Origin of the sequence: Erythrobacter sp. F6033 (assembly GCF_023016005.1) — a bacterium.
Classification (GTDB): Bacteria; Pseudomonadota; Alphaproteobacteria; order Sphingomonadales; family Sphingomonadaceae; genus Erythrobacter.
The window spans coordinates 2,385,798-2,405,855 of sequence record NZ_JALKAZ010000001.1 but is presented as its reverse complement, the minus strand read 5'-3'; the positions used below and the strand labels follow the sequence as shown (position 1 = coordinate 2,405,855).

The window sequence follows — 20,058 nt, the reverse complement described above, 5'->3', positions numbered from 1 at the left end:
ATCGACATGTTCGGTAAAATCACCGCATTTGAGCTCCGCTATCAGCTGCGCAATCCCGTTTTCTGGGTCGCAGCTGTTATTTTCTTTCTGCTGACTTTTGGCGCTGCCACCAGCGACGATATCCAGATCGGCAGTGGCGGCAATATCAACGCCAACAGCCCGCTTGCGATTATACAAACGCATTTGATCCTCACGCTGTTCTTTATGTTCGTGTCGACGGCCTTCGTCGCGAATGTGATCGTGCGCGATGATGAAAGCGGTTTTGGGCCAATGGTCCGTTCAACACAGGTGCGCAAATTCGACTATTTGCTCGGCCGATTCACCGGAGCGTTTTTGGCTTCGGCTGTGGCGTTTGCAACTGTGCCCTTGGCAATCTGGCTCGGGTCGCTCATGCCGTGGGTCGATCCCGAAACGGTCGGCCCCAACAAGCTTTCCTACTACGCCAGCGCGTATTTCCTCTTCGCCCTTCCTGGCATGTTCATGGTGTCCGCACTGTTCTTCGCCGTGGCGACCATGACGCGCTCAATGATGTACACCTATGTCGCGGTTGTTGTGTTTCTTGTGCTTTGGACGATCCTGATCGCGACGGTTCAGGGGCGACCTGACCTGCAGGACATCGCGGCTTTGTTTGAACCATTCGGCCTTGGCGCGCTCTCCAACGAAACCCAGTATTGGACAGCTTCGGAATCGAACACCACGATACCCGCATTCGGCGGAGCTATTCTGGCGAACCGCCTTCTCTGGACCGGCTTTGCACTACTAATGCTTGCCCTTGCCTATTGGCGTTTCAGTTTCGCTGAAAAAGGCGTCTCCAAGCGCAAGCTGCGCAAGGAAGCGAAAAAGCAGGCGAAGCTAAGCGAGACTGAGCCGCGCATTGTGGGCGAGCTGCCCGCGCTCCGTCCGGGCCAAAGCGCTTGGGCGCGCCTTGTGACCCGCACCCGTTTTGAAGTGGCACAAGTGGTCAAGCATCCGGCGTTTTTCGTGCTGGTACTGATTGGTCTTTTCAACTCGACCGGCGGTCTGTTCCTGGGCAATGACCTCTACGGTACGCCGAGTCGGCCGCTGACATTCACTGTCATTCCGATCCTGCTGGGCGGCTTTGGCATCATCCCTGTCATCATCGCGATCTATTATGCGGGGGAGCTAGTCTGGCGCGACCGTGATCGCAAAATGCACGAGCTGATCGATTCAACATCGGTCCCCGGTTGGAGCTATATGGTGCCGAAAACGATCGCCGTTGCGATCGTGCTATTCACCGCGATCCTTGCAAGTGTAGTATCCGCAATGCTGGTTCAAACTCTGCGCGGCGTTACGCCCGAGTTTGGCAAGTTCTTTGAATGGTACATATTGCCGCTGTCTGTCGACATGCTGATCCTCGCCATTTTAGCCGTCTTTGTTCAAGCGCTTAGCCCGAATAAATTCGTCGGTTGGGGCATCATGGTGATCTACATCGTCGCCCAGACTGTGTTGTCCAATCTCGGGTTCCAGCACCCGCTGTATCTCTATGGATCGACAGGCGGCAATCCGGTGTCTGATTTGAACGGCAATGATGTCGGCAACGCACTCGGCTGGGGCCTCAGGCTGTATTGGGGCGCGGTTGCTCTGGTGCTTGCAGTGCTGGCCCATCTGCTGTGGAGACGCGGCGCCGATGCGGCCCTTGCCCCGCGGCTAAAACGCATGCCAGCAAGCTTGAAATCGCCCGCTGGCGGTGTCCTTGCCGCAGGCCTGCTCACCGCGTTTGTTTCAGGTGGGTATCTGTTCAACCAGATGAACCGGGTCGAGCAATATCGCACGAGCGACGCAGGTGATGCGCAACTTGCGGCCTATGAAAAAAAGTATCTGCAATACGAAACGCTGATTCAGCCTGCGGTGACCGAGGTCGAGATCAAAGTTGATCTGTTCCCGCAAGAGACCCGAATGGAGGCCAGCGGACATTATGCAATCGCCAATGATACCGATGAAACCATCGAAGTGCTCCACGTGCGCTTGCCGGATGAAAATGCCGAAATCATCGATATTCAGGTCGCTGGTGCGGCGCTCGAAACGGATGATGAGGAGTTTAAATATCGCATATACCGTTTTGACGAACCGTTGGCGCCGGGCGCAACCACACAGCTCACATTCGAGGTTCGCCGATGGCAACGCGGCATTCGTGCGCGCGGCAATGACACCCGTCTCGTCAAAAACGGGACGTTCCTGAATAACTCCGAATTTGCCCCGCAAATCGGCATGAACCGTTCGGGCCTGTTGCAAGATCGCGCAACTCGACGCGAATACGGACTGCCTGCCGAACTGCGTCCTGCTCCGCTGGGTGATGAATTCACGCGGCAGCGCAATTATGTTGGCGCGGATTGGGTCACAGCTGATATCACGATCACCACGGATGCAGGGCAAACGCCCATCGCGCCCGGTGTGCGTGTGTCGGATCAAATCGATGGTGACCGGCGCACAGCGCGATTCGTTTCGGAAAATCCGATCCTGTCATTCTTCTCGATCCAGTCCGCTGACTACGAAATTGCAAAACGCGAAGTCGACGGTGTTGAGCTGCAAGTTTACTACCATGCAGCGCACGACACCAATGTCGAACGGATGCTTGATGCGCTCGAGAAATCACTCGCCTATTACCGCGCGAATTTCGGTCCGTATCAATTCCCGCATGCACGAATTATTGAATTCCCCGGCTATGCGAGTTTCGCTCAGGCCTTTGCTGGAACGATGCCCTACTCTGAAAGCATCGGCTTTGTCGCGGATTACGCCGATGAGGGCGATATCGACGCAGTAACCTATGTCGTCGCTCACGAAGTGGGTCACCAATATTGGGCTCACCAGATCATCAGCGCCGATCAACAGGGCGGTACGATCATGGTCGAAACCATGGCGCAATATTCCGCCATGATGGTGATGAAAGAGATCTACGGAGAAGACCAAATGCGGCGCTTCCTCAAGTACGAGCTCGACAATTACCTCACCTCGCGCGGCAGCGAAGTCATTGAAGAACTGCCGCTCGTGAAGGTCGAAAATCAGGGCTACATCCATTACCGTAAAGGCGCAGTGGTGATGTATCTCTTGCAGGATCGGCTCGGCGAAGAGCGCGTCAATGCGATGCTATCTGAATTGCTCGACCGGTATCGTTTCAAGGGCGCGCCTTATGCGATTTCGACCGATCTGGTTGAGGGTTTCGAAAGCCTCGCCCGCAATGACGAGGAACGCCAACTGGTCGAAGATTTGCTTCGCAAAATCACTTTGTATGACCTAAAAGTCGAAGAGGCGGAGACCCGTGAATTGCCTGATGGTAATTGGGAAACGACCATAAATATCGCAGCGGCGAAATTCTATGCCGATGGACAAGGTGTTGAGACCAAGGCTCCGCTATCGGACCAGATTGAAGTTGGCGCGTTCACTGCCCGACCAGGATTGGGTGCATTCGACAATTCCAACGTACTTTTGATGGAGCGCCAGGCGATCAAAGATGGTTCGCAGGAAGTGCGCATCGTCACAACAAAGCAACCGGCATTCGTGGGGGTCGATCCATATAATAAGTATATTGATCGCAATTCGGACGACAATGTCTTCGAGATTGATTGAGGTTGCGCCTCATTATTTGCTCAAAAACGGAACTTAAAAGGATAATCCAAACGCCGGATTACTGGTTTACCTATTTGGATTTTACAGTGCAGTTGCATTGACGATGCCGCCTCGGGGAATACCTGCTTTTCAGGGAGGGAAAGGTCGTTTGAATAGCCGATATTGGGGCACATAGCGGCCTTCCTAATCATCCCAGTATTTGAACGGGACCAACTGGCATTAGTTGTCCTTCCTCAACTGCTGATCGATGCGCTCTTCCTCCATCTCTCCGAGGACTCGACCGATGGCTTGAAGCTCGGCGGCAGAGAAGTAGCGTTCTCGTTTCTTCTCCGGATACTTCTTGATGTGTTTGTGCGGGTTCGTGCCGTCGGACCGAAGGCCCCAGAGCTCAGCTAGGTTGAACATCTTCGAGATAATCTCGATGTTCCGATTGGCTTGGTAGGGACGGTGGCGCCAGTTGTGATGGTACTTGGCGATATCAGCGAGGGTCACATCGATTACGCGCAGACGCCCAATCGCCGGGAGGATGAAAAGCTCAAGGTTGCGGCGATACTCCTTCGCCGTGCTGGCCTTCAGTCGGACTGTGATGCGCTCTTCGTCGAAGCACTTGGCGAGCTCATTGACGGTCACGGTTTCTCTGCGCTCGTGTTTCTCTACCTGCGGCTCTACATCGCGCCTGATTTTGACCAGCGCTTCGAGTGCCAGTCAGCGGGCTTGATCTTGCGGGTGAGTGCACCGAACCACCCCAGCCTCATCCGTTTAGAATTCTTCCCAAAACGGTACTGCAAGACAAACTGCTTGCGGCCTGTTGGAAGCAAACGGATACCTAGACCTGACAACTCAGTGTCCCAGACGAAAAAAGTCTTTCTCGGTTGGTTCTAGAGCTTCGATTTGCCGTTTCGTGAGTTTTGCCAATTTGACCTCCCGTTACCAGTGCCGGTTTGGAGGCTCGATCTGGAAGCATATAGGAAGCAGGCGGTGCGCCGCATTTCGTGCGATATCGGATTTGCGCCCTATTTTCAGACCTAAGTTTGACAAAATTGAGCACCTGAAGGCTACCCATGCCGAGCCTCTCGCCGATAGGCATTGTCGCTAGCGGGCTAAGGGCTCCCTCAAATCTCTCTGCATCTATTGGTAGGGGGGGCAACGCGTACCTATGCGATCAAATGCGCCTCTGTACGTGTGTTTTTCTGCGTTGGCCGCGCCAGAAATGCCTCAGGTTCTTCGGCTCATTTGGTGATTGAATTCCATAAGCTGCAACGTTCTTCATCCCGCTCTCGGTTGCCGGAGTTTGCGGCATTTACCTAACGTACAGACTAAAAGCAGTGGCTTTGGAAATGTTTCTCTCCAAGATCAATACATTGTTGCAAATTACTCAAGACGTGGGCGAGGCGTTCTAAAAAAACGACCGGGCGATGTCTGTTAAGGGGTTTAGTTATAGCATTTTGTATGCGGTCGAGAGATCATTTGCTCAAGATGTCGCAATTTGTAGTTTGTTGGCAAAGGGTTTTAGCTCCACGTACTTAATTGACCCTTAGCTAAAAATCAGGTGGGATCGGTCGCGAATGCTGGAAAAGAAGCCCCTTAAAATTCATTTGATCCCGCTCGAACCGCGAATGATGTTTGATGGGGCGGCGGTGGTTACCGCTGCATCGGCTGATTTGGCGCAAAGTGCTCCACTGCAAGAAACGTTTTCGTTCGAGCATTCGGCGATTTCTCCACTGGCCTTGGGTGCGTTTGATGTTTCGCGCAGCGTTGTTGTGGGCAGCAACCCCGACGCGTCAGATAATTCGTCGGCTGATGCGGAGCTCGTACACGCAGCTCAGCGCGATGATGGCCAAAGCGATGACGGCGAAGGTGATGACGGCGTCGCTGCTGACGCAGCAAATAGCGACGAACCGCCTGTTCAGGGCTTCCCTGGTGTTTCCAAGGAGCAGGTGCTCGCTGATGGGCTTGGACTCGGTCTGCCGGGAGAACGCTCGTCCATCGGCATCATAGAGGATTTTTCCGTACTTTTTGGCGGAAATGCTGCGGTTTCAGGACTGAGCCGTGCGGAGGGCCAAGAAGTAAGCGCAATCGCGTTGGACCCGTTGGCGTTCGCCCCTTCTGGCGAACAGCATCAGTCCGCTGATGTGTATCAATATGACCGCGTCCCTATTGATTTGACCGGCGATAATCTTGCGCCGCCTATAGGGGATTCCAGCGGCGCCAATGACTTCATATTTATCGACACGAGCGTCGAGAACTATCAGGAGCTTGTCGAAACCTGGGAGGGTCGTGGGACGATCGTCCTGATCGATGGCAACAGTGACGGTGTCGATCAAGTTCTGTCGGCCCTTGCTGGCGAATCCGATATTGGCGCAATTCATATTGTCAGCCATGGCGAGAACGGAATGTTCTGGCTGGGTGATACCCGAATTGACTCCGCGTCGCTTACTGGTGAGCTGTCATCGGCGTTCGCTTCCATCGGTTCCAAACTCGGTGAAGGCGGTGATATCCTTCTTTACGGTTGCGACACTGGCGCCGGAGAAGACGGGCAGCGCCTGCTCGACAATCTGGCGCTTATAACAGGCGCCGATATCGCCGCATCAATCGATGACACTGGCAGTATTGCTCGCGGTGGTGACTGGACCCTCGAGAATCGTTTGGGTGTGATCGAAACCGCGTCGCTTGTAGCGCGTGAATGGGAAGGGTTGCTCGCGCCGGTCGCACTTGTTGCGACGGGACATGATTCATTCAACGAAAATGGCGTTCAGGTGGCGGACAATACTCGCCTGACAGCGGCCGGTTCTTCGGCTGTTTGGTCGAATGTCGCTACCGTTAACGGCCAGTCTATCAGCGTACGAGCAACTATAACTGCTATCTCTGCTGGAGAGAGTGTCGAATTCAGAACATCGGGTGATGATTTCGGTGTGTTCCTGCGCAAGAACGGCTCCGGGGGAACGGGCACTGCGGAGATCCGCTGGGATATTTTTTTCACGGCAACGGGCGCTCCCGCCAACATTGATATTAATTTTACCGTTGCGGATATTGATGGAAATGGAGGACCGGAAACCCGCGAATATCTGGTTATTGATACTGACACGCTGTCATCATTCCAGGCTGCCAATGGATCGCGCGTTTTGTTCGATACCTCAGTGCCGGGTGAAGTTACTGCGTCAGGCTCGGCCAACGAAAACAGTGGGGTGCCATCAGCCGCACGCTTCAACTGGCTCGATACCAACAGTTTCACAATCGAATATAATCTCGCACCCGGGTTTACAGGTGCGTTCTTTGGCCACGATGGTGATGCCGATTTTAATCTCGGTACTGGCGGCACGACGGTTTCTATTCCGCGCCTTGATCTCGACAATAACAACAGCACCGCCAACGGCTCCGGCTATATGGGCACATTCGTCGAGAATGGCTCTGCCGTTTCGATCGTGGACAATGACGTCCGGATCACCAACCCCGACGGCTCCGTTGAGGGCGTTACGGTTACGCTGACGAACCCTGAGACCGGCGATAGCTTGCTGGTGAACGGCTCCGACGCGGCGATAGGAAGTTTGAACGGCGGAATTACCTATACTCGGACTGCAACCGAGATCATTCTGACCGGCGCGGCGAACGCTGCACAGTATCAGAACGCTTTAAAAGCGATCACATTCACGAGTGCAGGTGAGCGGCCCAGCGAGACTGATCGCACTATCAATATCAGTTTCCAGAACGCAGCGCTCAATTCGAACGTCGCGACCTCAACCATCAAGGTCGTCGAGGTCAACGATCCGCCCACAGCGGTGAATGACCCTCAACAGACGATTGATGAAGACACGTCGATTACAAACCTCGACGTACTTGGGAATGATTCTGATGGGGATGGCGACACGTTGAGCGTGATCAGCGCCAATGCCAGCAATGGGACCGTCACGATTAACGCTGATGGTACTTTGGATTACACACCAAATGCCGAGTTCAGCGGTACCGACACGATCACATACACGATCAGCGACGGGCGCGGCGGGACCTCTACTGCCACCGTTCCGATTGTCATCGATGCGGTTAACGATAACCCAACGACCAATGGCAATTTGCCTCCGCAGGCTCATGTCGACGCGCAACAGGGCATTTTCGTAAACGCGGCCAGCGGCTTCAGCGATGTTGAAGACCCAAACGGATTGACCTTCACGGCAACTGGCTTGCCGCCAGGCTTATCAATTGACCCAAGCACCGGTTTTATAACGGGCACTATCGATAACTCAGCTAGCCAGGGCGGCTCTGGCGGAGTGTATAATGTCTCTGTGACTGCTACTGATACTGGCGGTCTAACAGCGACCCAGAATTTCAGCTGGACTGTCACCAATCCTGCGCCTCAGGCCAACAATGACGGCGGCTCTACTCTCGAAGACACGCCGATCACGTTTGATGTCTTGGCCAATGACCAAGACCCCGATGGCGACGATATCCGCGTCGTTTCGGCCACTGCGCCGAATGGCAGCGTAGTCATCAACGCAGACGGCACGATCACATATACGCCGAATGCCGATTACAGCGGGCCCGAGGTCATAACCTACACTATCAGCGATGGTGAAGGCGGCACGAGTACGGCGACCGTCAATCTGTTCGTAACCGAGCAAAACGACCCTCCCGTCGCGGTCGATGACACCGCATCCACCGATGGAACAACGCCGGTTAACGTGAATGTTCTGGCCAATGACAGCGATCCCGATGGCGGCACACTGTCTGTCACATCGGCGACTTCGCCTGACGGCACGGTCACGATCAATCCGGACGGCTCGATCAACTTTGTAGCCAATGATGGTTTCACCGGACCAGCGACCGTAACTTACACGATCAGCGATGGGCAGGGCGGCACAGATACGGCCACTTTGACGATCAATGTCGCCGAAGTGATTATTCCGCCCTTTGTTGATCTGAATGGTCCGGAGTCCGAAGGGACTGCGGTCGGTTGGGAGCACAACAATCCGGCCAACACGACAAATGCCGGGCGGTTTGACAATGGCACTGTTGCGAGCGGCGAGCCAGAGATTGTCGGCCCCGGTATTTCCGCCAGTTACAGCAATACTCGCGTGGTCGTATCGGGTGCGGATGAGGCGACTTTTGAAGCGGCGAAAGCTGCCGATGATTATTTCGAATACCGTTTCACCACTGCCGGCGATATCTCTCCAGATACGGTCATTTCAGGTCTATATAACGCCGATTGGGATGCCAGCGGCACGTACAAAATCGCAGTTGAAATCTCGACGGACAACTTTGCCACCTCGACTGTCCTGACGCGCGATTTCGAGGCGACACAGGCTGGAGGGCCGGTTTACGATCCGACCGTCAACGATATCGCGGATGATTTCACGCTGCAGCCCGGCACCAATTATCAGGTCCGCGTATATATCTACGATGCATCTGGCGCGCCGCCGATCTTCGACGATTTCCAGATTTTCACGATTGAGCGTGACACCAGCTTCGAAGACACATTTACGGAAAACGGTCCGCCTATTTCCATCGCTGATACCGATGCATTTGTGTCGGATACTGACGATGTAAATATGGAATCAGGCCGCATCACTCTGACCAACGCGATGCCCGGTGACGAGCTGCTGGTGAATGGCTCCAACGCGGCCACCGGGACACTCCCCGGCGGCATAACATATACCAACAATGGCACTGAAATCACGCTGACCGGATCGGCGAGCGAGGCGGATTACGCTGCTGCTATTCAAGCCATAGAATTCAACAATACCAGCGATACTCCAGACACGACGCCGCGCACCATCGAAGTCACGGTGAACGATGGGCAATCGGATTCCAACACGGCAATTTCGACCATCAATGTTGTGCCTGTCGATGACGCGCCTGTCGCGGGCGCGCTTCCGCCGCAAACAAATGTTGATGCCGATAGCGGTGTTTCAGTCGATGTCTCTGGAGCGTTCTCGGACCCCGAAGGCGGCGCACTTACATTTAGCGCGACCGGCCTTCCAACAGGTCTCACAATCAATGCGATGACCGGTGAGATCACTGGAACAATCGATAATTCAGCCAGCCAGGGCGGCACCGGCGGCGTCTATAATGTGGTGGTCACTGCATCTGATCCGGGCGGTCTGTCTGTGGATCAGGACTTCACCTGGACTGTCACCAACCCTGCCCCTGTCGCCGCTGATGATACCGCCAGCACCGATGAAGATACGCCTATTATCATAGACGTACTGCCGAATGACAGCGATCCTGATGGTGATGTTATCACTCTGATTTCGGCATTTGCCTCTGTCGGGCAGGCAACGTTGGTTGGTAATCAGATCAGCTATACGCCGCCCGCGAATTTCAGTGGAACGGCTACGATCAGCTACAGGATCAGCGATGGCGAAGGCGGCACGTCTGAGGCGACCGTCACGGTTACGGTGAATCCGGTCAACGATGATCCGGATTCAGTTCAGATCCCACCAGTCGATGCGGTCGATAGTGAGACAGTCTCTGTGCCGGTTGCGGGTGCATTCAGCGACGTCGACGGAGACACGCTTACCTTTAGCGCGACTGATCTGCCGCCGGGCCTGACGATTGATCCCGATACAGGCGTCATCTCTGGCACGATCACGCCTGATGCCAGCCAAACGGGTGGCGGTGTCTATACCGCGACCATCACTGTTGATGATGGCAATGGCGGCACCACCACAGAGACAATCACATTCAATGTCGCGAACCCTGCGCCAGAGGCGGTGAACGATAACGCCTCTACCGATGAGGACGTGGCGGTCACCATCGATGTGCTTGGCAATGACAGTGATCCGGACGGCGATCCGCTGACGGTGACTTCGGCTGATGCGCAAAACGGGACCACGGCCATCAACGCTGATGGCACAGTTACCTACACGCCAAATCCGGGCTTCAACGGCACGGACACGATCACTTACGAGATTTCGGATGGCAATGGCGGTACGTCGATTGCGACGGTCACCGTGGTGGTCAACGACATCAATGACATACCTGTCACAAGCGGATCGATTGGCGATCAGACCAATCTTGACGCCCAAGATATCAATCTTCCCGTCGCAGGCGGCTTTGCCGATCCGGACGGCGATGCGCTCAGCTTTACGGCGAACGGCCTGCCTGCGGGTCTGACGATTGATCCTGATACGGGCGTTATCACTGGAACAATTGATAACAGCGCGAGCCAGGTGAACGGTGGCAGCTACAGCATTACCGTGACGGCTGACGATGGGCGAGGCGGCACCGTTTCCCAGACATTCAATTGGGATGTCAGCAACCCCGCGCCTGTCGCTAGCAATGATACGGCAACCACTGACGAAGACACCCCTGTCAATATTCCTGTGCTGGCCAACGATGTCGATCCAGACGGAGATGATCTGACGGCAATTGAGGCCAAAGCGGGCAATGGCACGGTCACAATTAATGCCGATGGCACATTGGTCTACACGCCAAATCCAGATTTCAACGGTACGGATACCATCGTCTACACTATTGATGATGGCGAAGGCGGGGTCTCATCGGCCAGCGTCGATGTAACCGTCACTCCGGTCAATGATGGGCCGACGACTGTCGGACTGCCCAATCAGAACGGTGAAGACAGCCAGGTTGTTTCCATCCCAACCGCTAGCGCGTTTAACGATGTCGATGGCGATGTCCTGACGTTTAGCGCAGAAGGCCTGCCGCCTGCGCTCTCGATTGATCCTGATACGGGCGTCATTTCTGGTACTTTGGCCTCGGATAGCTCGCAAAACGGCCCGTTCGTCGTGACTGTGACTGCGACCGACCCGTCCGGTGAAGAGGTCAGCACGACATTCGTCTATTCGGTGCAGAATATCCCGCCGATTGCGCAAAATGACGCCGCGACCACGCCGGAAGATACGCCGGTTACCGTGGCGGTTCTGGCCAATGACAGCGACCCTGATGGCGATCCTCTGACCATTACCAGCGCGAGCGCGGACAATGGCTCAGTTGTTGTCAATGCAGATGGCACCGTTACCTTCACGCCCAACGATGATTTTAACGGCGATGCGACGGTCACATACACGGTCAGCGATGGGCAGGGCGGGATAGCGACCGCGACATTGGTTGTAACGGTTACTGCCGAAAACGACGCGCCCGTGGCGGTCGATATTCCTGACGTCACCAATGAAGACAATCAGTCGGTTTCCATCGCAACGGAGAGCTTCTTCAGCGACATCGACGGCGATGATCTTACGATCACGGCGGCAGGCCTGCCGCCAGGTCTTTCGATTGATCCGGCGACCGGCATTATTTCGGGCACACTCGACATCGATGCAAGCCAGGGCAGCCCATACACCGTCACGCTGACGGCGGATGACGGAAACGGCGGCACCGTCTCGCAAGACTTCGTCTGGACCGTCACCAACCCCGCACCAACTGCCGTCAATGACAATGCGAGCGTTGATGAAGACAGCAGCGTCAATGTCGATGTGCTCGGCAATGACAATGATCCCGATGGCGATCCGCTGACCGTAACCAGCGCGAGCGCGCCGAATGGTACAGTAGTGATCGAGGCCGATGGCACGCTGACCTATACGCCAAATCCCGATTTCAATGGCGAAGACACGGTCACTTACACGATCGATGATGGCAATGGCGGCGTCTCGACCGCTGCGGTTATCGTCACTGTTAATCCGATCAACGATGATCCGGTGGCTGTCGATGATGCGGTCACCACCGATGAAGACACGCCGGTCACCATCGGCGTGCTGGGCAATGACAGCGATGTTGATGGCAATGATCTGACCGTCACGACCGCGGCCTCGCCGGATGGTACAGTCACGATCAATCCAGATGGCACGCTGGAATTCACGCCGAACCCGAACTTCAACGGCACAACCACGATTTCATACGAGATTTCGGATGGCAATGGCGGCACGGACACCGCGACCGTCACCGTTACGGTCAACCCGATCAACGATCCGCCGGTTGCAAACCCTGATGCGGCGACCACCGATGAGGACACGCCTGTCAATGTGCCGCTGATCGCCAATGACACCGATGCCGATGGTGATGCGCTGACTGTGACTGCTGCGACAGCGGCCAATGGTACGGTTGTGATCAACCCGGACGGCAGTGTCGATTACACGCCAAACCCGGACTTTAACGGTACGGATACAATCACTTACACCATCAGTGATGGCAATGGCGGGTTCTCAACTTCCACCGCAACCATCACAGTGAACCCGGTCAATGATGATCCTGTGGCTGCCCCAATCGCGCCGCAAACCAATGATGACAGCACGCCGGTCACGCTCGATGTCAGCGGCAATTTCTCTGATGTAGACGGCGATGACCTGACGTTTAGCGCCACTGGCCTGCCGCCCGGTCTCAGCATTGATGCCGATGGCAATGTTACTGGCACGCTTGATCCAGACGCTTCGCAAGGCGGCCCAGCGGGCGATGGGGTCTATTCCGTCACCGTGACAGCCGATGATGGCAATGGCGGTACGGTCGATACGACATTCATCTGGACGGTGAACAACCCACCGCCAGAAGCCGTGGATGACACTGCGGCGACCGATGAAGATACGCCGGTCAACATCCCTGTGCTCGCCAATGATAGTGATCCCGACGGTGATCCACTGACCGTCACGGCTGCGGATGCGGGCAATGGCACGGTTGTGATCGAGGCCGATGGAACGGTCACTTACACACCGAACCCGAACTTCAACGGCACCGATACGATCACTTACACGATCAGCGATGGCAATGGCGGCACCTCCACCGCAACTGTCACCATCACAGTCGATCCGGTGAATGATGATCCGGTCGCCACGCCGATTGCGCCGCAAGACAATATCGACAGCGCGAATGTGTCGCTGCCGACGGCGGGCAACTTCAGCGATTTGGATGGCGATACGCTCACCTTCAGCGCCAGCGGTCTGCCAGCGGGTCTTTCTATCGATCCCGCTACTGGCGAGATTACCGGCACTATTGCTGTAGATGCCAGCCAAGGCGGTACAGGCGGCGTCTACAACGTCACTGTTACAGCCGACGACGGCAATGGCGGCACTGTTTCAACCACCTTCGCATGGACGGTAACGAACCCGCCACCTGTTGCCGTGGATGACAGCGCGGCGACCGATGAAGACACGCGGGTCAACATTCCAGTGCTCGCCAATGACAGCGATCCTGACGGAGATCCGTTGACGGTCACTTCGGCCACCGCGCCAAACGGTACGGTTGTGATCGAGGCGGATGGTACGGTCACATACACGCCGAATGCCGATTTCAACGGCACTGACACGATCACTTACACGATCAGCGACGGTAATGGCGGCACCTCGACTGCGACTGTCACGGTAACGGTCGATCCGGTGAATGATGATCCGGTCGTCGGCACACCGCTTCCAAACCTTGCCAATGTTGATAGCGCGGCGGTGAATGTACCGGTTGCTGGTAATTTCAGCGATCTGGATGGCGACACATTGACGTTCAGCGCGAGCGGACTGCCCGCCGGACTCAGCATTGATGCAAACGGCAATATCTCCGGCACGATTGATCCATCCGCTTCGCAAGGCGGCCCGGCTGGCGACGGTATCTATACGGTTTCGGTCACGGCGGATGATGGCAATGGCGGTACGGTTACCACCAGCTTTGCCTGGACAGTCACCAATCCGCCGCCTGTCGCGGCAGATGATGCGGCGTCGACCAATGAGGATACGCCGGTAAACATTCCGGTTCTGGCAAATGATAGCGATCCCGATGGTGATCCGCTGACCGTGACCTCTGCAACCGCGCCAAATGGGAGCGTTGTGATCGAAGCCGATGGCACGGTTACCTACACACCGAACCCCGATTTCAACGGCACCGATACAATCACGTATCAGATCAGCGATGGCGAAGGCGGCACGAGCACCGCCAGCGTCACCGTTACGGTCAATCCGGTGAACGATGATCCTGTGGCTGATCCGCAGCTTACCAATCAAACCGATCAGGATGCCGATGTCATTTCACTGGATGTGTCAGGCAATTTTGATGATGTCGATGGCGATGCGCTGACCTTTACGGCCACTGGCCTACCTGCCGGACTGTCAATCGACGCCAATGGTCTGATCACAGGCACGCTGGACCCATCCGCCTCGCAAGGCGGGCCGAACAGCAATGGTCTCTACACTGTCACTATTACGGCGGATGATGGAAATGGCGGCACGGTCACATCGACATTCGTCTGGACTGTCGGCAATCCGGGGCCAAGCGCTGCGCCGGATACGGCTTCAACGAACGAAGACGCACCTGTCACGGTCAATGTGCTGACGAATGACAGCGATCCCGATGGCGATACTCTGACTGTCATTGCTGCGGACGCGGCGAACGGTTCTGTGCTGATCAATGCAGATGGCACTGTCACCTACACGCCTGATCCCAATTTTAATGGCACCGACACGGTGATCTACACGGTCAGTGATGGCGAAGGCGGCACAGCGACTTCGACTGTTACGATCGCGGTTAATCCGCTGAACGACGCGCCCGAAACTGTCGGCCTGCCGGATCTGACCGATGGCAATAACGAAGTCATCAATGTGCCGCTCGCTTCCGCATTCAGCGATGCGGAGAATGACGCGCTTACATTCAGCGCGGTCGGGTTGCCCGCAGGCTTGTCGATTGATCCAGCCACCGGCGAAGTCACTGGCACTACTGATGCCACGGCCTCCACCGGCGGACCTCTTGGTGACGGCGTCTACACCGTGACTGTGACTGTAAGCGACGGCAATGGCGGCACGGTCGATACGACCTTTACCTGGACGATCAACAACCAGCCGCCAACCGCAGTCAATGACAGTTACACCGGCACCGAAGACACGCCGCAAGTGCTCGATGTGCTGACCAATGATATTGATCCGGATGGTAATGCCACGACACCAATCGTCATCATAGATGCGCAGGCGACCAACGGTACGGCTGTTGTGAATCCCGATGGTACAATCACATTTACGCCCGATCAGGACTTTAACGGCACGGCGACCGTGACCTACACGATTGAAGACGCGAACGGCGATCCAGCCACTGCGATCGCAACAATCGTGATCGCGCCGGAAAACGATGCGCCAGACGCAGCGACTCTGCCAAACCGGGATGATGCAGATGGCGATGCAATCACCATTGATGCAGGCGCGCTGTTCTCTGATCCGGAAGGCGACACGCTGAGCTTCAGCGCAACAAACCTGCCCGCAGGCCTTTCGATTGATCCGGTCACTGGACAAGTTACGGGCACAATCGATGCGGATGCAAGCCAGGTGAATGGCGGCGTTTATCAGACCACGATTACTGCCGATGATGGCAATGGCGGCACAACCGATGTGACATTCGTGTGGACTGTGACCAACCCCGGCCCGACCGCTACAGATGACACTGCATCTACCACAGAAGATACGCCGATCCCTGCGATTGATGTACTCGGCAATGATGTTGACCCTGACGGCGATGATCTCACCGTCGTTTCTGCAAGCGCGCCTAACGGCACGGTTGTAATCAACCCGGACGGAACGCTTGAATATACGCCGGACGCGAATTTTAACGGCACAGACACGATCACCTATCAGGTTGATGATGGTCAGGGCGGCACCTCCACTGCCATTGTCACGGTGACTGTCGGTGCAGAGAATGACGTCCCAACAGCGCCTGCTCTGCCCGCTATCGGTAATGACGATGCCGATGTGATCGCACTCGACCTTTCGCCGGGCTTTGCCGATTCAGATGGTGATTTGCTGACATTTACGGCCACCGGCCTACCGACCGGGCTCAGCATTGATGCAGCTGGCAATGTTACCGGAACGATTGACCCTGCCGCCTCGCAAGGCGGGCCGAATGGCGATGGCATCTATCAGGTCACAGTCACTGCGGATGACGGCAATGGCGGCATGGTGGATACGACATTCACATGGACCATAAGCAACCCTGCACCGCTGGCTGTGAATGACAACGCGACCACCGATGAAGACACACCAGTCAACATCCCCGTGCTCGCCAATGACAGCGATCCCGATGGCGATCCGCTTACCGTAACGCAGGCCAGCGCCGGCAATGGCACAGTTGTGATCGAGGCGGATGGGACTGTCACATATACGCCAGATGCTGACTTTAACGGCACCGACACCATCACTTATGAGATCTCGGATGGCAATGGCGGCACCTCGACGGCGACTGTTACTGTCACGGTCGGACCTGTGAACGATGATCCGGTCGTCACTCCGCTGCCCTCGCGCGACAATGTCGATAGCGCAGCTGTTAGCGTGCCGACTTCTGGCAACTTCAGCGATGTGGATGGCGATACCCTTGCATTCGATGCGACCGGCCTGCCCGCCGGGCTGACCATTGATCCCAGCACTGGCGTTATTTCCGGCACGATTGATCCAGCGGCCTCGCAAGGCGGCGTTCTGGGCGACGGTGTCTATTCCGTCACCGTTACCGCTGATGATGGCAATGGCGGCACCGTTTCGACCACATTTGCTTGGACTGTCACCAACCCACCTCCGGTCGCGGTGGATGACACGGCTTCGACGACAGAGGACACATCTATCAACATTGATGTGCTCGCCAATGACAGCGATCCCGACGGCGATACGATCAGCGTGGTAAGCGCGTCTGCTGCAAACGGTACTGTCACGATCCTGCCAGACGGCACCATTGACTACACACCGGATGCCAATTTCAACGGCACAGACACGATCACCTATCAGATCAGCGACGGCAATGGCGGCACGGCAACTGCTACCGTGACGGTAACGGTGGACCCAGCGAATGATCCGCCGGTTGCTGTCGATGACAGCGCGACGACCGATGAGGATGCGCCGGTTACTATCCCGCTGCTCGGCAATGACAGTGATGTGGATGGCGACACCTTGACGGTAACGGATGCAACTGCGCCGAACGGGTCTGTTACGATCAATGCGGATGGCACGGTGACCTATACGCCCGATCCGGACTTCAACGGCACCGATACGATCACTTACACGATTGATGACGGTAATGGCGGCACCGACACCGCAACCATCACCGTTATCATTGCGCCCGTGAATGATCCTCCAGTTGCAACGCCGGATACGGCGACCACGGATGAGGACACTCCGGTCACCATTCCTGTTCTGGGCAATGACATTGACGTCGATGGCGATCCATTGACGGTTACCGATGCGACATCGCCAGATGGCACCGTTACGATCAACCCGGACGGCACGATTACGTTCGCACCGAACCCCGACTTCAACGGGCCGACCACAATCACTTACACAATAGATGACGGTATGGGCGGTACGGCGACAACGACAGTTACGGTCAATGTAGCTCCGGTCAACGATCCGCCAGTAGCGGTCAATGACAACGCGACAACACCGGAAGACACCCCTGTCACCGTTCCTATCCTCGCGAATGATAGCGATGCCGATGGTGATGCGTTGACAGTGACCGACGCGACCGCGCCAAACGGCACGGTTGTGATCAATCCCGATGGCACGGTGACCTATACGCCCGATCCGAATTTCAACGGCACGGATGTGATCACTTACACCGTCAGCGACGGGATGGGCGGTACGGATACAGCTACGCTGACGATTACGGTCGATCCGGTGAACGATGTGCCTGTCGCTATCGATGACAGCGCCGCCGGTACGGAAGATCAGCCGCTGACTATTCCAGTCCTAGCCAACGACAGCGATCCCGATGGCGATCCACTGACAATAACCGAGGCAACTTCGCCTAACGGGACGGTCACAATCAATCCCGATGGCACGATCACTTTCGTTCCGGATCCGAACTTTAACGGCCCAACCACCATCACCTACACGATAGATGATGGCAATGGCGGCACAGCAACAGCCACGGTTGATGTCACAATTGCTGCGGTGAACGATCCGCCGGTGGGCGAGCCTGATCCTGCCACGACTGACGAAGACACGCCGATCACGATCCCTGTTTTAGCCAACGACAATGACGTCGATGGTGATCCGCTGACAGTCGTATCAGCCAATGCGCCAAACGGCATGGTCACGATCAATCCTGATGGCACGATCACTTACACGCCGAACCCCGATTTCAACGGGACCGACACGATCACCTATCAGATCAGCGATGGTATGGGCGGGTTTGACACAGTGACATCGACAGTCACCGTCAATCCGGTCAACGATCCGCCTGTTGCAGTGGATGACATCACCAGCGTGCTTGAGGACAGTCAGGTCACCATTCCGGTGCTCGTCAATGACACGGATGCAGACGGCGATCCGCTGACTGTGACAGATGCCAGTGCGAATAGCGGCACGGTGACGATCAATCCCGATGGCACGATCACCTATGTGCCGAACCCCGATTTCTTCGGCACGGACACGATCACTTACACGATCAGTGATGGAAATGGCGGTACGTCGACGGCGACCGTAACAGTCGAGGTGATCAACACCAACGAAGCGCCAGTTGATGAACCCGAAGCCGTTCAAGTCATTGGCGGCACGGATACAATCATCAATGTGCTGGACAATGCCAGTGACCCGGACGGTGATCCGCTCGAAGTGATATTTGCCAGCGTCGATGCTGGCACGGTGATTATCAATCCTGATGGCACGCTGACATACAGCGCGCCTCCCGGCTTCTTTGGCGAAGCGACAATCCGCTACATCATCTCCGATGGCGAAGGCGGTTTTGTCGAGAGCTTTGTGACGATCACAGTGGTCGAAGCGAGCGCCGATCTGAACTTCCTGTTGGGCGATGAGCCAGCACCGGGTATTCCGGATGCCTATCTTGTCGACCGGGTGCTTGATCAGACCGATAGCTTTATCAGCACTCCGCTCATAATCCTCGATACGGTCAATGATTTCCGTTCATTGGGCGGAACAGGCAGTCTCAACGTTGATATGCCTCTGCTCAACGCGGTGAACAATCTGCGGTCTCTCAACGGTATTGGCGGATTTGATCCAAGCGGACATCCGATTGATGATGTTGTCGCTCATATCGATCATATCCGCGATCTGCGCTTTGGTGTGGACCGCCTGTTCGATCCGCGCTTTGGCGATTTCCAGGTCGAGAGCCTTACCGGCTTCTCCGTTCGCCAGCTTGATACCGGCAATGATCAGGTGATGATCGAAAGCATTGTTCGTGACCGCGTCGTTTATGTCGAAATGCGCGATATCGGCAGCGATGAGGCTCCGCGGATCATTGAATATCAGCTCCTCACCCGTGATGGCACACCGCTGCCGGACTGGATCCGGATGGATGCGCGTGGTCTCGCGATCATCGAACGTCCTGTGGATGCCGACACGCTGAGGCTGATCGTTCGCGCCCTTCGCGAAGATGGCGAGGTGATTGAAATCCCTGTTGTTATTCAGGGTGCGACTGGTGAAATCCAGCTCGATGAAGCTGCAACAGAAACCGCCATGAAGGCTGAAAAACTCGAAACGATGATGGCACAAGCAAGTGCCGAAGCTGATGATGAGGCAAGCAAATTGCTTGCAGCTTTTTCTTGAACTTAGAGAACGGATGAAG

At 55.9% G+C, this 20,058-nt stretch carries 3 protein-coding genes; 2 read left to right on the top strand and 1 reads right to left on the bottom strand.

Going from position 1 to position 20,058, the window contains the following annotated elements:
- Positions 1–6 precede the first annotated feature (6 nt).
- Positions 7–3,585, top strand: a complete 3,579-nt coding sequence (locus tag MWU39_RS11350) for a M1 family aminopeptidase (protein WP_247160140.1) — start codon at positions 7–9, stop codon at positions 3,583–3,585.
- 219 nt (positions 3,586–3,804) lie between these two features.
- On the opposite strand, the gene MWU39_RS11345 is transcribed toward MWU39_RS11350, so the two are convergent.
- Positions 3,805–4,215 (bottom strand): hypothetical protein, encoded by a 411-nt coding sequence (locus tag MWU39_RS11345; protein ID WP_247160139.1) that lies wholly within the window; start codon positions 4,213–4,215, stop codon positions 3,805–3,807.
- Positions 4,216–5,150: 935 nt separating this feature from the next.
- Here MWU39_RS11345 and MWU39_RS11340 point away from each other — a divergent pair.
- Positions 5,151–20,039: an Ig-like domain-containing protein gene (locus MWU39_RS11340; protein ID WP_247160137.1), complete on the top strand. Its 14,889-nt coding sequence runs from the start codon at positions 5,151–5,153 to the stop codon at positions 20,037–20,039.
- Positions 20,040–20,058 lie beyond the last annotated feature (19 nt).